The organism is Gluconobacter roseus (assembly GCF_046058915.1).
Classification (GTDB): domain Bacteria; phylum Pseudomonadota; class Alphaproteobacteria; order Acetobacterales; family Acetobacteraceae; genus Gluconobacter; species Gluconobacter roseus_A.
In genome coordinates, this window is sequence record NZ_CP175538.1 from 1,249,472 (window position 1) to 1,263,767 (window position 14,296).

At 62.5% G+C, this 14,296-nt stretch carries 8 protein-coding genes, 1 pseudogene and 1 riboswitch; of the genes and pseudogenes, 3 read left to right on the forward strand and 6 right to left on the reverse strand.

Going from position 1 to position 14,296, the window contains the following annotated elements:
* Positions 1-68: 68 nt before the first annotated feature.
* Positions 69-272, reverse strand: a riboswitch (cobalamin riboswitch).
* A gap of 62 nt (positions 273-334) precedes the next feature.
* Both ACJ2A4_RS05825 and ACJ2A4_RS05830 read left to right on the forward strand, forming a co-directional pair.
* The gene (locus ACJ2A4_RS05825; RefSeq protein ID WP_408873985.1) at positions 335-1,267 is read left to right on the forward strand and encodes an ArsR/SmtB family transcription factor; all 933 of its coding nucleotides are present in this window, start codon (positions 335-337) and stop codon (positions 1,265-1,267) included.
* 130 nt (positions 1,268-1,397) lie between these two features.
* Positions 1,398-3,629, forward strand: coding sequence for a TonB-dependent receptor (locus ACJ2A4_RS05830; protein ID WP_408873986.1), 2,232 nt, complete (start codon positions 1,398-1,400; stop codon positions 3,627-3,629).
* Between the two features lie 7 nt (positions 3,630-3,636).
* Here the strand turns inward: ACJ2A4_RS05830 and ACJ2A4_RS05835 are convergent, their stop codons facing one another.
* The 5 genes from ACJ2A4_RS05835 to ACJ2A4_RS05855 form a co-directional block, all read right to left on the reverse strand.
* The gene (locus ACJ2A4_RS05835; RefSeq protein WP_408873987.1) at positions 3,637-4,845 is read right to left on the reverse strand and encodes a DUF1501 domain-containing protein; all 1,209 of its coding nucleotides are present in this window, start codon (positions 4,843-4,845) and stop codon (positions 3,637-3,639) included.
* A 3-nt stretch (positions 4,846-4,848) separates the two neighbouring features.
* Positions 4,849-6,162: a DUF1800 family protein gene (locus ACJ2A4_RS05840; protein ID WP_408873988.1), complete on the reverse strand. Its 1,314-nt coding sequence runs from the start codon at positions 6,160-6,162 to the stop codon at positions 4,849-4,851.
* A gap of 107 nt (positions 6,163-6,269) precedes the next feature.
* Entirely contained in the window at positions 6,270-7,469 is a 1,200-nt protein-coding gene (locus ACJ2A4_RS05845; RefSeq protein ID WP_408873989.1) for a glutathionylspermidine synthase family protein, read from the reverse strand.
* A gap of 9 nt (positions 7,470-7,478) precedes the next feature.
* On the reverse strand, positions 7,479-7,796 hold the full coding sequence (locus ACJ2A4_RS05850; protein WP_408873990.1) for a hypothetical protein: 318 nt from the start codon (positions 7,794-7,796) through the stop codon (positions 7,479-7,481).
* Between the two features lie 81 nt (positions 7,797-7,877).
* On the reverse strand, positions 7,878-8,672 hold the full coding sequence (locus tag ACJ2A4_RS05855; protein WP_408873991.1) for a deaminated glutathione amidase: 795 nt from the start codon (positions 8,670-8,672) through the stop codon (positions 7,878-7,880).
* A 530-nt stretch (positions 8,673-9,202) separates the two neighbouring features.
* Between ACJ2A4_RS05855 and ACJ2A4_RS05860 the strand changes: the two genes are divergently transcribed.
* Entirely contained in the window at positions 9,203-11,188 is a 1,986-nt protein-coding gene (locus ACJ2A4_RS05860) for a hypothetical protein (RefSeq protein WP_408873992.1), read from the forward strand.
* A 22-nt stretch (positions 11,189-11,210) separates the two neighbouring features.
* Here the strand turns inward: ACJ2A4_RS05860 and ACJ2A4_RS05865 are convergent.
* A pseudogene (locus ACJ2A4_RS05865) lies at positions 11,211-14,287 on the reverse strand (efflux RND transporter permease subunit).
* Positions 14,288-14,296 lie beyond the last annotated feature (9 nt).

Consider the following 14,296-nt stretch of genomic DNA (forward strand, 5'->3'; position numbering starts at 1 on the left):
CAGCAGGATCCATGCACGTCCGACCATTCGGACGCGGTGGGTCCCTCACCATCCAGACACCCCGCCGGACGGCTCGCTGCGGCCATGGCAGGTCTCCTGGCTTGCGGGTCATCATCGTCATGCCGTCTTCCCGGATCAGGACAATCCAGTGACATCGTGGCACCGACTTACCGCTCACAGTTGCGGGGACAGCGCTGGCCTCACACCAGCTTCCCTCTTGGCTCCACTCGGATTCACAATCCGGCCGGAGAACCATGGCGTTCCGAGATAGAACCATCCGAAACAGCCTGTCAAACTGTTTGCGTATATAATGATATTGTTATATAGTTTGTGCATGACACAGTCTCTGGTTCTCTTCCAAGCCCTGGCCGACGCCACGCGCCTCCGCATCATTGCACTCCTGCGCCAGATGGAGCTCTCCGTCGGAGAACTGGCGCAGGTCTTGGGCCAGAGCCAGCCCCGGGTGTCGCGCCATCTGAAAATCATGGATCAGGCCGGCCTGATCTCCCGCCGCAAGGAAGGCAACTGGGTCTTCCTCACCCTCGGCGACCGGCAGATTATTGCCCCCGCCCTTGCCGCCATGGATGCCTGGGATCAGGAACCTGATACCGAACGTCTGGCCGACTGCGCCCGCCTCTCCGCCGTAAAAACCGTCCGCGCCACCGAAGCCGAAGACTGGTTCGAGGCCCACGCCGCCGAATGGGACAGCCTGCGCTCCCTTCATGTTCCCGAAGAGGAAGTGGAGGCGGCCATCCGTAAGATTCTCGCTCCGCACCCATTGGGCCGCCTGCTGGACATCGGCACGGGAACCGGCCGCATGATCGAACTGCTCGGCCCCGAAGCAGAGCACGCCATCGGCGTGGACCGAAGCCCCGCCATGCTCAGACTGGCGCGTTCGAAACTGGACGAAAACACCACTGTTCGCATCGACTGGAGACAGGGTGACCTCTATGCCCTTCCGCTCCCCGCGGCTTCCGTCGATACTGCTGTCATGCATCAGGTGCTGCATTACGCCCAGCATCCTGGCGCTGCGATCGAAGAAGCCGGCCGTGTCCTCACCCCCGGCGGTCGCCTGCTGATCGTGGATTTCATCACCCATGACCACAGGGAACTCCGTGAACAGGCCGCCCATGCCTGGCTCGGCTTCTCGAACGAAAACATGCGCCGCTGGCTTGAGGATGCAGGCTTTGAAAACATCCATACGGTCACGCTGAAAGGCCAACTCGACGTCATGCTCTGGCTCGCCGACCGCCCGCGCCATTCCTGAAGTCTGCCGCTTCTCCCCCATACGATGAACTTATCTATATAGCATGTTGCATATTATATCGTAGATGCTTTAAGTAGAGCCTCGCTCCATCGCTCATGATGGCTGAAATCTATTGTGCAGGCTCGCCCTCATGCTTCTTCCCGCGCGAAGATATTCGCTTACGCCCCGCCTTTTATATAGCAAAAGCTATATTTTGGTCGGCCTGCTATTTCTAGGAACAGGCATCGCAAATGCAGCTTCTCCCGAAGCCAAATTCCCGAGTGCGAAAAAGCCTGCCATCACCAAGGCATCAGCCCTCCCGAAAAAACCGTCCGGCTCCGAACGGATCAGCGTCATCGGCCATCTCAACCGCGAACGCGCCCGCATTTTCCCAGGCCTTGGCGCGGTGGATTACACCATCGACCAGCATCAGATCACGACCACACCCGGAGGCCAGAACGCGGCCTTCAACCAGATCCTCCTGCGCATCCCCGGTGTCGTTCTCGACAGTTATGGCGAGGTACACGTCCGGGGCGAGCATGGCGGGCTGACCTATCGCGTCAACGGAGTTCTGCTGCCTGAAGGGCTGAACGGTTTCGGCCAGGAACTCGACACCCGCATCATCCAGTCCGTGGACCTGCTGACCGGCACGCTCCCCGCCCAGTTCGGCTTTCGCACCGCCGGCGTGGTGGATGTGACGACCAAGACCGGCGACAGCCTCAAACACAATCAGGTCTCGCTTTACGGTGGGAGCTACAACACGTTTGTTCCCTCCGTGCAGCTTGGGGGACAGCACGGAAAACTGGATTATTTCACCACGCTGTCCTTCACCCGCAATAACATTGGCATCGAAAATCCGAGCAACACGTTCCGCGCGATCCATGACGTGACCGAACAGGAAAAGGCGTTTTCGTATCTGTCCTGGCATCTGGACGAGGCGAGCCGCCTTACGCTGCTGACCAGTGCCTCTTATGCGGATTTCGAGATCCCCAACTCCTTCAAGACCTTCGATACGAACAGTCCGGATTACACGACGTTTTATGATGTCGCAGGCGTAAACCCGCATGATCCGGCCATGAACTGGGCAAGCCTGAACGACAGCCAGACCGAACAGAACTACTACGCCGTCCTGTCCTATCAGCGCACGACCGACCGGCTGAACCTTCAGGTTTCGCCCTATTTCCGCTACGGCCGCATCGACTACACGCCGGACCGTGACCGGGATCTGATCTATCAGGGCGTGTCCGAACATGAGGTCAACGATTTCACGACCGGCGGCATACAAGCTGACCTGTCCTATGACATCGCACGCCATCACACCTTACGGGCCGGACTGCTGGGACAGTACACGTCCGAACGTCTCGATACCGATACGCTCGCTTTTCCTGTTGATGAGGCCGGAAATCAGACCGCGAACACGCCCGTGCGCCTGATCGACAATACCGGAAACTGGTCGGTGGAGGCCGGGGCCTATATTCAGGACGAATACAAAATCACCCGCAACCTGACCTTCAATTACGGTATCCGCTACGACCGTTTCGCGTCATCTTTCGACACTGAAGGCCAGTTGAGCCCGCGTGCGAACATGGTCTGGAAACCGATGCGCAGCACGACACTCCATCTCGGCTATTCGCGCTATTTCGCCCCGCCTTCCCCGCAATATGTCTACCCATCCACGCTGGCCCGCTTTGCGGGGACGACGAACGCGGCGGCCAACACCATCGACAGCGCCACGAAGGTCGAGAAATCGCATTATGTGGATGGCGGCATCCTTCAGCGCATCACGCCCGATTTTCAGATCACGCTCGATGCCTATGCCAAATGGGCGCATGACCTTACCGATCTCGGGCAGTTCGGCCGTGCGGTCATTCTGGCCCCCTTCAGCTACAGGCGCGGGCGCGTCTATGGCGCCGAATTCGGCAGTTCCTGGCGGCATGGGCCATGGTCGCTTTTCGGCAATTTTTCGTACGTCAAAACCTCGGCCCGCGATATCAATTCCGCGCAGTACCAGTTCGATCCGGCTGAACTGGCCTATATCCGCAATCACGCGATCCAGCTTGACCATCAGGGCGAATTTACCGCTACGGCCGGCGCCTCATGGATCACGAAACACGACATGGCCTATGTCGATTTCGTCTATGGCTATGGCCTGCGCAGTGGCTTTGCCAATCTGGAGAAGGAGCCGCAATACGACGTCTTCAATATCGGCTACCAGCATAGTTTCACGAAGATGCCGTTCGGGCATGACATCAAAGTTCGCGCCGATATCGTCAACCTGTTCGACAAACGCTACCAGCTCCGGGATGGCAGCGGGGTCGGCATTTATCAGGCACAGTACGGTCAGCGCCGGGGCACGTTCTTCACGGTCGTCTCGGAGTTCTGAAACGCGTTCAGACTGGCACGACCAGCCCCTTCATGGGGTCCACGGCCGGCCCCGGGAAAACCGTTGCAACGGCTCGCGACGGCAAATGCAGGTGGTCGCAGAGAACGCCTGCCGCCACCGCCCGCAGATCCGTCGTAGGGGCGAGGTCCCGGTTCTCGAATAACTGACTGCTCCGCAGCCCCGGCCAGGTTCCCCCGACTTTCCCGCCCGCCACGGCCCCACCGGCCAGAAAGGCGACCGTGCCTGTTCCGTGATCCGTCCCGCCCGTGCCGTTGATACGGACGGTCCGTCCGAACTCCGTCATCGCGAGAACCACCGTGCGTTTCCAGCTCTCGCCAAGCCCCTGCCGCAGCGCCCCGATACCGCGATCGAGCTGCGCCAGCGGACTGCCGAGCCGTCCGAGCTGCCCGGCATGCGTGTCCCATCCGCCGATTTCCAGAGCCGCGATCCGAGGCCCATGTGGCGTGGCCAGCATCTGCCCGGCCGCCGTGGAGAGCCGGGTAAAGGCCTCGGGCTTGCGGGACGTTTCCGGAGCGGCGGTGGCCCCCATGTCCATCCTGGACGCTTCGGAAAATCCGCGGGCCTTCAGGGCGCTGCGGAAAGCGGGGCCTGTCACGGGGTCATGAGCATTCAGGGCGAGGATCTGGCTGTAGAGATCGGCGTCCGGATGCTGGCTTCCGGCGGGAGCATAGCTGCCCACCCGCGCCGCCCCCCGCAGCAGAAGCGGCACCGTCAGACCCATGGCCAGCCCGTAGCCGTCCGGCCGGTTCGCCTTCCCCTGAAGCACCGAAACGGCCCGGTTCAGCCACCCGCTGTCCAGACGTTCATCCGCGCCGCTTTCCAGATAATCCTGGGCCTCGAAATGTGACCGGCTGCGATAATGCCCCGCCACCGCGTGTATCGACAGCATCTGGCCTTCTCCGTACAGCCTGTGCAGGGTCGCAAGCGACGGATGCAGGCCGTAGAAGCCGCCCAGATCGAGCAATCCTCCCTCCTGTCCCGGTTCGGGGAGGACGAGCGCCCGGCGATACACCACGAGATCGGGATCGCCATAGGGGGTGACGGCGGACAGGCCATCCAGCGCGCCACGAAGGATCACGACGACCAGACGCGAATCATCCGGCCCACCGGAAGAGCCAGCAAAGGCCAGTGAAGAACGTCCCAGTGTCCAGCTGGCAGCCAGACCGAGCAGAGCAGTACGACGGCGGATCATCATGACTCAGCGCCTCTGGAATTCGGGGGAAGAAAACAGCAGGGCCAGCGCATCCTGACGCGACCCGGCGTGATGCATGGCGGTGCGCGTCTGCGGACGCAGGGCAGGCCCGAGGGCGATATCGGCGATGTCCATAGGATCACCGTTTCGGACATGCGCAGCCACCCGCCACGCCCAGTCCGCCCGGGCCAGCATGTCCGCAGGCGCGCACCAGTCTGCGGCATTGTCGCTCCAGCCATTGGGCAGCGGTGCGGTCCACAGCGGCTGCCCCAGTGTGCTGAAAGCCGAAGCCAGCTGATGGGGGGGCGAATGCGGATCATCGGGCCGGCTGGGCTCTCCACCGATGGATAATGCCCGGAGCACGGCCGTGGCGTAGTCCATGGGCGAGCGGAACTTGCCCCCGCCCAGCCCCGGATCGGGCAGCTCCGCCAGCGCGAGGGAGGCCGCCTGCAGATCGCCTTCACTATCCCGCAAAACGGTCTCGACATGCCGCACGGAAGCGGGTGACGGCGTATCCGCCACGAAATGCCGGACCATCTGCGTGGCGATGTGGTGGTAGGTCGCGGGATGCGTGCCAAGGAAATGCAGGGCCTGTACGCCGCCGTCCTCGCCTTCCAGAAAGGCCTGTCCCATGAGAGTTTTCGGTCCCGGTTCGTGCGCCTTCTCCCGGAACACGAACCCCGGCCGCTCTGCCTTCATGTCCACGCCCCAGCCTGTCAGGATCGCGGCGAAGGACGTCACATCTCCCTGGCTGTATCCGGCGGCGGGCGAGACGGTATGCAGTTCCAGACATTCGCGGGCCAGGTTTTCGTTCAGCCCGTGATGGCTCTTGCGGCCGGCCGCGCTGTCCGGCCCGATGGAGGACGCATTGTCCAGATACATCAGCATGGCCGGATGCCGCATGACCGCCAGAAGCATGTCCGAAAAGCGTCCGGTCACATGCGGACGGATGGCCTCGCGCATATAGGCGCCGATGACAGCCCGCGTGCTGCCCTGCCGCAGACTGACCGTGAAATGGTTGAACCAGAACCACGCCAGCCGCTCCCGAAAAGGCTGATCCGTCAGCAGCAGGGTGTCCATCTGCGTGGCGACTTCCGCCTGGAAGATCGGCTTGACCAGCAGGTCGCCCTGAACCTTGGTGCGACGCTGTTCCCGCAATGCGATCAGGCCGTCCGCACAGGAAGACACGCCTCTGAACGCAGCGGTGTCAGGTCCGGTCAGCTGATGCGCGAGCCAATCATGCAGCGACAGGCCCGCGCCCTCCCGCGCATTGTCCCGCTGGCCCCATCCAAATCTGTTGATTGCACTGACAGGTTGCATGGCATCCCCACGATGACGGAAGTCGGCACCCTAAAGGACGCTGATCCCATCATGTAGCAAAACCGGGGCGGTGTTGTGTGAAGCTTTCAGACATGCCCCGCGATCGCTCACCCCGAGCGCAGCAGTCTGCGCATGAAGCCCGGCCTGCGGACCAGATGCGGCACGATCGGCGAGGTGTGCCGCACGATCGGGTCCTGGCTCTCCCGCATGGTCAGGCCGGCAAAGCTGTCCCCGACAATCCAGGCCCCAACCGATGCCGTCACCCCGTCAATCCGGTGATCGGCGAATTCCTGATAGATTTTCGGATACGCGCCATAGGTCCCGCCCTCGGCGCAAAGGGCGCGGCCATCGCGCAGGATACGCACATTCTCGCCCCCGCGCGCATGGATCGGCTTTTCCACATAGGCGCGGGGAGAAGATCGCCCGTGCCTGCCGGTCACGTCCGGCGGTACATATCCCGCCGCCAGCAGATTGGGATGCCCTGGATAACGCTTCCACAAAGCCGGCAGCAGCGCCTTGTTGGATAGCAGCGCCGTCCAGGGCGGATTCAGGAACGTACATCCACAGTTCTGTAGATGCCGCGCACCGGAATCGCGGAACATCAGCTCCCATGGGTACATGCGGATCATGCTCCGGACGATCCGCCCACGATGCAGAAGCTGGCCGCCATGCGTGATTTCCAGATCGCGCAATTCGCAATGGATCGCTTCAAGTCCGGCCTGTTCGGCCCATTGCCGGTAATAGACGGCATGGGTCGTGTCTTCGAGGTTGTCCGGATAGGGCACGATGTGAAGGATGCGTTCAATCCGCCCCTTCCGTCGCAGATCCGCCAGCCGATTTACAAGAGCCTGCGCATCCAGAGGTGCGTGAGTATGCGGGCGCCCTCTCTGCCGATGCCATGAACTCTGCATCCGCGTGCTTTCGGGCAAGGTCGCGGGCGTATCGGCATTATATTCGATCAGCCGGGGCTGGCCGTCGCACCAGGCGAGATCGAAGCGCCCGATCAGGAACGGATCACGCCGCGCCCAGGACTGACGCACCACGTCCTGCACGGCAGGCGGAATGTGAAACGCATCCAGTCCGCCCGGTTGCCTGACGGCCTCGTCCACGACCGACAGGCAGAGCCGGTGCAGCGTTTCGGAGACATTGCGGATCAATGTGACGGCAGCCACATCGAATTCGTAACGAACATCTTCGCGCCAGGCGAAACTGCCATCGGCGTTGCGGTAATAATGATAGCCGAGCCGGTCCGCCTCAGCCTGCCAGTCTGGCCTTGCGGAAGACGTCAGGCGGTGCAGCTGAACCATGCGCGAAAACTATTCGCCCCCGCCCGCATGGCCACCCGCGCTTTCGCCAAATCCAGCATGGCCCGCCGAGCCCTCATCCCCGTCACCGGAGCCGCCCCTCTTGTCGTCGGACCTTCTGGTGGATGTTGGAACATACACGGCGCCCGAGGAATGGCCGGAATCCGAACAGTTCTGGGGGCGCTGGGCCTGCGCGGCCGCAGAAGCGCACGGGTCTGGTCGACCCGCCTGAGCCTGCATTGCGTGCGGATTTCGCAGGCTCAGACCGATCACACCAAGCCCCATAACGAGAGCACCGGCCCCCATACCCCACGCGATACGGTTCTTCATTATCCGTCTGCAAGACTGTTTGACCGAAACGCACTGTAACATAGCCGTTTGCAGAAGATAGACCTCTTCTACAGCCAGGCTTCAGCCTTGCAGCTCCGCCAGAACAGGGGCCGCAAAGCGCCGATTTTCCAGCACCGGGAGCACCCGCCGCGCATGAGCAATCCGCTCCCGGTCCAGCGTGGCAAAGCCCAGAGCAGGCGCCTCGCCCAGCGCCAGCGTCACGACACCCAGAGGATCAACAACCATGCTGAACCCGGTATTGCGCGCGCCACATTCCCCGACCGCCACGACATAGCAGGTGTTTTCCAGCGCCCGTGCCACGGACATGATTTCCCAGTGACGTTCCTTGCCCGGCCCCCGCACCCAGGCCGCAGGCAGCAGCAGGACCTCGGCACCCGCCAGTGCCAGATGGCGCGCCAGTTCCGGAAAACGCACATCGTAGCAGGTCATCAGACCCACCTTCATGTCCCCGATCTGCACCACAGGCGGCAGCTCCAGCCCCGGCGAGGTCCGCTGGGATTCCTTCATGCTGAACGCGTCATACAGATGAAGCTTGCGATACGTTGCGATGAACGCTCCATCCCGCAGAACGAACTGCGTGTTGTAAAACCGCCCATTCCCGTCCGGAACATTCACGCATCCCACCACGGCAATGCCCTGACTGGCCTTGCGCAGCCCCTCCATGAACGGTCCGTCCAGCGGTTGCGCCGTCTGCGGCAGAAGCTCCGGATTATTGATGTCCTGCGCCAGAATCCCTTCAGGCAAAACCAGAAGTTCGGCCCCGCCCTCACGCGCTTTCTCGATCAGATCCAGACACTGGCGCTGATTGGTTTCCCAGTCCGGTGCCATGGCAAACTGTCCCAGAGCAACTTTCATCACGGCACTCCATTGCGGGAGGACAACACATGCCTCCCCAAATCCATCCACCCAGCATGCCCGAGTGATACAGGGCAGTGAAGCCGGAACTTCGGTCCCGTCCCATCAACACATTATGGAAAAACAGATCTGATACTTTTCCTTACAGAGACAGATCATGCCTGTCCGGCCCCGCAAAAAGCGGCGATTTTGAAGAACACGAACAGTGTCCCACCTCCCGAGCAGAACAAGCCCGAAGTTCCCGCTACAGACCATGACCGTATTCGGGAGAATATCCATGATATAATCGCGTTTTTTACTGCCTGCATTCCGTCGTATCGCCTTTCCGGCGCCGCAAGATCACAGAAGCAACAGCACAAAAACAACCTCACATTCCCGTGAGCACAGAGAAAATCATCACGAATATTGTCCTCCGCTCACAACGGTTTTCCGCCGTTCGCACAGGCCCACACACTTGAAAATCTTTTTAGAAGCTATCGCCCGCGAGTTCATGCACATGTTCGGGACATCTTTTGACATGGGGGAATTAGTTGAAACTGCTCACCTTCCGCACCCTGCGCTCCCTGCGGTTATCGGGACGTGGATGCCTGTTTCTCGGAACGACCCTTGGCGTCCTCGTACTGGGGACAAAAGCCCGGGCCGATGACGATATCGTTTCAAGAATGGAACAGGAAATGAGCCGTCTTCAGGCGGCCCAGGCCCATGTGCAGGAAGAACAGCGCGCCATCAATCACGACATGGCCCTGCTGAAAGCGGAAATCGCACGACACCACGCATCCGGCACCTCCGCCTCCCATGCGCCCGCATCTCAATCTCATGACGGACAGCTCGCCGCTGCCCGCCCCGACGCGCGCAGTGACGTTCACGCGGACCATGCCGAACGCATCACCACCGCATCCGCCCGCCGTCACGGCAGCAAAACTGCCGAAGCCCCGCAGTTCACGGCCTTGCCCGGCGAAATGACGGCCGCCTCCGGAACCGAACCGGTCCGTGGCACTACCGCACGACGCGACCGGGTCTCCCTCTCCCCCACCGGACGCGGCCTGGTCGATACCGACAGGGGATCGGAACTCGCCGTCGTTGGCCATCGCGCCGAAGACGTGCTCGTTCACTTCGCCGAAAACGGCGTCGGCCCGCATCCGCGTGAAACGCTGGGTGCACAGGCCGCGGGCGCGGTTGGCGATCACGGCGTGTTCCATCTCGGCCCGGTCACACTCATGCTCGGCGGCTTCGTCGATACCGCCGCCGTGCTCGAAAATCGCCATATTGCGTCCGACACGTTCAATTTCTGGCAAGACATGCCGTATCCGAACGAGCCGCGCTATCACACCAACAATTTCGACGGCGGCGCCCGCTACAGCCGCCTGTCCCTGCTGGCGCGCGGCAATATCGACTCTGAATCCACGATCTCCGGCTTCTTTGAATCCGATTTTGGCGCCGGTGCCGTCACGACCGACCCCTATGAGAGCAACAGCTATTCCTTCCGCATGCGTCAGGCCTATCTCGCCTATGACGACACCAAAGCGGGCTGGCATTTCCTCGCAGGTCAGGCCTGGAGCCTCCTGACACCCGGCCGTGCCGGTATCGTCGCACGACAGGAAAGCCTTCCGGAAACGATCGAGGCCTCCATGCTTGCAGGCCAGACCTGGTCACGCCAGTGGCAAGTCCGCATCGTGAAGGACTTCTTCCATCACCGCCTGTGGACGGCGCTTTCGATCGAAAACCCCGCCACGCTGTATGATACGACCGGCTTCTCCGCCAGCAACGGCGCCGTGTCGATGCCCAACGGCTCCATCGTCACGATCGGCCAGAATGGTGTCGGTCTGACCAACGACACAGCCAATTTCTCCAACGAAATCGCGCCAGACGTCATTGGCAAGGTCGCCTATGATCCGATCTGGGGCCATTACGAAATGGAAGGCATCCTGCACTTCCCCCATGACCGCGTGACCATGGGCAATACCGGCCACAACAACACCGCCATCGGCGGCGGCGCAGGCGGCTCCATGATCCTGCCACTCATCCCCGGCAAAGTGGAACTGCGCATGGCCGGCCTCGCAGGCTGGGGCATCAACCGCTACGGCTCCGTCCTGCTGCCCGATGCCACGCTCAAGGCCAATGGCAACCCCGACCCACTCTTCGGCGTCCAGGCCCAGGCCGGCATCATCGCGCATCCCAATCCGCGCATTGACGTCTATGGCTATGTCGGCACCCAGCGCGTCGGCCATTCCTACTTCAACCAGAACGGCGGCTCCTACGGCTACGGCAATCCCGGCTATTCCAACGCCGGCTGCCTGCAGGAACTCTCCACCCTGTCCTGCACCGCCAATACCCGTGCGGTTTCGGAAATCACGATCGGTGGCTGGTGGCGCTTCTTCAAAGGCAAGTTCGGCACGGTGGAAGCCGGCACACAGCTCGCCTATGCCCGCCGCCAGATCTGGTCCGGCATCGGCGGAGATCCGCATACCAGCATGAGCCAGATCTTCTTCGACTTCCGCTACCTGCCCTTCCAGTAAGGGCCCTCGCCCCGGACAGGCCTCACCCCCTGTCCGGGGCGCTTTCGTCTTCACGGCCAAAGAACCGCGCATAAAGCGTCGGCAGCACGAACAGCGTCAGCAGCGTCGAGGACACCAGCCCTCCGATCACGACAGACGCCAGAGGCCGCTCCACTTCCGCGCCAGACCCACCCGAAAACGCCATCGGAAAGAAGCCCAGACTGGCCACGGACGCCGTTGCCAGAACCGGCCGCAACCGGCTGCGCGCCGCCTGAAACGCCGCATCCGCCGCCGCGAGCCCATCCTGCCGGAACACCCGGATCTGGCTCATCAGAACCACACCATTCAGGATCGCCACGCCAAACAGCGCAATGAACCCGATCCCCGCAGCAATGCTGAACGGCAGCCCCCGAAGCGCGAGCACGAAAATCCCGCCCGTCGCTGCCATCGGCAGATTGGCGAACACCAGCGCCGCTGCCCCGAACGACCCCAGAGCCGCCACCAGCAGCAGGAAGATCAGCGCCAGCGCAATCGGCACGACAATGAACAACCGGTGCAGCGCGGATTGCAGGTTCCGGAACTGCCCGGCCCAGACCATCCGGTAGCCCTGCGGCATCCTGATTTTCTGCGCCACGGCCTGCTGCGCCGCCGACACAAACGAACTCACATCCCGCCCGCGGATATTGGCCTGCACGATCACCCGGCGGTGGATGTTGTCCCTGTCAATCCGCGACACCCCGTCCGACAGCACGATATCCGCCACCTGCGACAGCAGGACCCAACCCTGCCCGTCCGCCCGGCGCACCTGCAGATGACCAATCCGGTCCGCCGAACTGACCGCATCCTCCCGTAGACGGACCTGCGTGGGAATGATCGCCCCCTGCACCGTCACCGGCTTGCCGACATGCCCCCCCACGGCCTCCACGACCGCCAGGATATCCGGTACAGCAACCCCCAGCCGGGCCGCCGCATCCCGGTTCACGTCAATATGCAGAAACGGCACCGTCCCGCTCCCCTGCAACGCGACATCCGCCGCACCACGCACCGTCCGCAGCGTCTCGACAACCTGCCCCGCGATCCGGTTCAGCTCCGCAAGGTCATCGCCATAGACCGAAATCGCAAGCTGCGTCCGCACACCCGCCAGCAGATCATCCATCCGCATCTGGATCGGCTGCGACCAGGAATACGCCGCCTCCGGCCGCCTCGCCTGCAGGGCGGCATTGAACTTCTCGACCAGTCCCGCCTGCGTCGTAGCCGTCTTCCACGTACTGCGCGGCCGCAGGAAAATGAACGTATCAGTCTCGTTCGTTCCCATCGGGTCCGTGGGAATGGCCGCCGTCCCCGTGCTGCTTACAACCGTCTGGACCTCCGGGAAGGAGCGCAGGATCCGCTCTTCCTCAGTCACCCCCTCCAGAACCGTGGTCAGAGACGCACCAGGCAGGCGCATCGCATTGAGCGCCAACGATCCTTCCTCAAGCTGCGGCACGAACTCCCCGCCAAGCCGCCCCCCACCAGCACCGCCAGCAGAAAAGCCCCCACAGTCACAATCAGCAGCCGCCCGCTGTGATGCTCGGTCCAGCGCAGCGCCGGCTCATAATACCGCCGGACCGTCCGCACGAACCAGGTTTCCCGATCCGGCAGGCTGTTGCGCATCACCAGCACCGCCAGAACCGGCACACAGACGAAGCAGTAAACCAGCGAAGTCAGCAGCGCCATGATGACCGTCTGTGCCATCGGGCGGAACATCTTGCCCTCGATGCCCTGAAGCGTCAGCACCGGCAGATACACCATAACGATGATCAGGATTGCGAAACTGACCGGCCGCACCACGGCCTTTGCGGCCTCCACCGTCAGTTCGGCAAAGGATTTCGACTCCCGCGTGGCAGCGCGCTCAACCATGATATGCTCCACCACCACGAGCGAACTGTCCACGATCATCCCGAAATCGATCGCCCCCAGACTCAGCAGATTGGCCGAAACGCCAAACAGCCGCATCCCCGCCATGGCCGCCACCAGAGCCGCCGGAATGACCGATACGATCACCAGCGCCGCCCGCCAGTCCCCCAGCACGACGACAAGCACGAACAGCACCAGCCCCGCGCCGATCAGCAGGTTTTCCTTCACCGTATGGATGGTCTGCCCCGTCAGGGTCGCCCGGCTGTAATAAGGCTCCAGCGTCACACCCGACGGCAGGGACTGCCGGATCGCCGGCAAAGCCCGCCCGATCGCACCCAGCGTCGCATTCGAGCTGGCCCCGGTCTGCATCATCACGACGCCAATGACCACCTCACCCTGCCCGTCCCGCGTCACGGCCCCAAGCCGCGTCCTCGGCCCGGCGGACACAACCCCCATGTCCCGCAGCCGGATCACATGGCCGCCCGCTCCCAGCTTCACGGGAATGGCGCCAAAATCCGCCAGACTGCCTACCAGCGCCCGGCCCACAACCACGTTCTGCTCGGCATGATGCGCAATCCAGCCGCCACCGGACGACGCATTGTTCGTATCGACAGCCTGCACGATCTCGCTGATCGAAACCCCGAACGTCCGCATCCGCGCCGGATCAACCGCCACCTGATACGTCTCGACCGATCCGCCATTGACGTTGACGTCCACAACGCCCGGCACCAGCCGCAACTGCGGCACGACCGTCCAGGTCATGAGCCGGTTCAGCTCCATCAGCGAGAGCCCGGCGCCACGGATCTGCAACTGCATGATCTCGCCCATGCCCGTCGCCAGCGGCCCCATCGAGACGCTCACACCCGGCATGGTGATGCTGTCCCGTGCCGCCTGCAACCGCTCCGAAACCCGCGTCCGGTCCAGATCGATATCCGTCGCGTCATCGAACTGCAGATAAACCGCCGACACCCCAGTCCGCGACACGGAGCGCAGGTCCGTCACACCCGGAATCCCCGTCAGGCTCGCCTCAACCGGAAAGGTGATAAGCTTCTCGACTTCTTCCGTCGCCAGCCCCGGCGCAGTCACCGAAACCATGACCTGCTTGGGCGAAATATCCGGCACCGGCTCGACCGGCAGTCCCGGCACGGTCATCACCCCGCCGATCATCAGCGCAACAAGCAGACCCAGCAGGACAAAACGGTTGGACTGGAAAAAATGCAGCATGAAACCCGG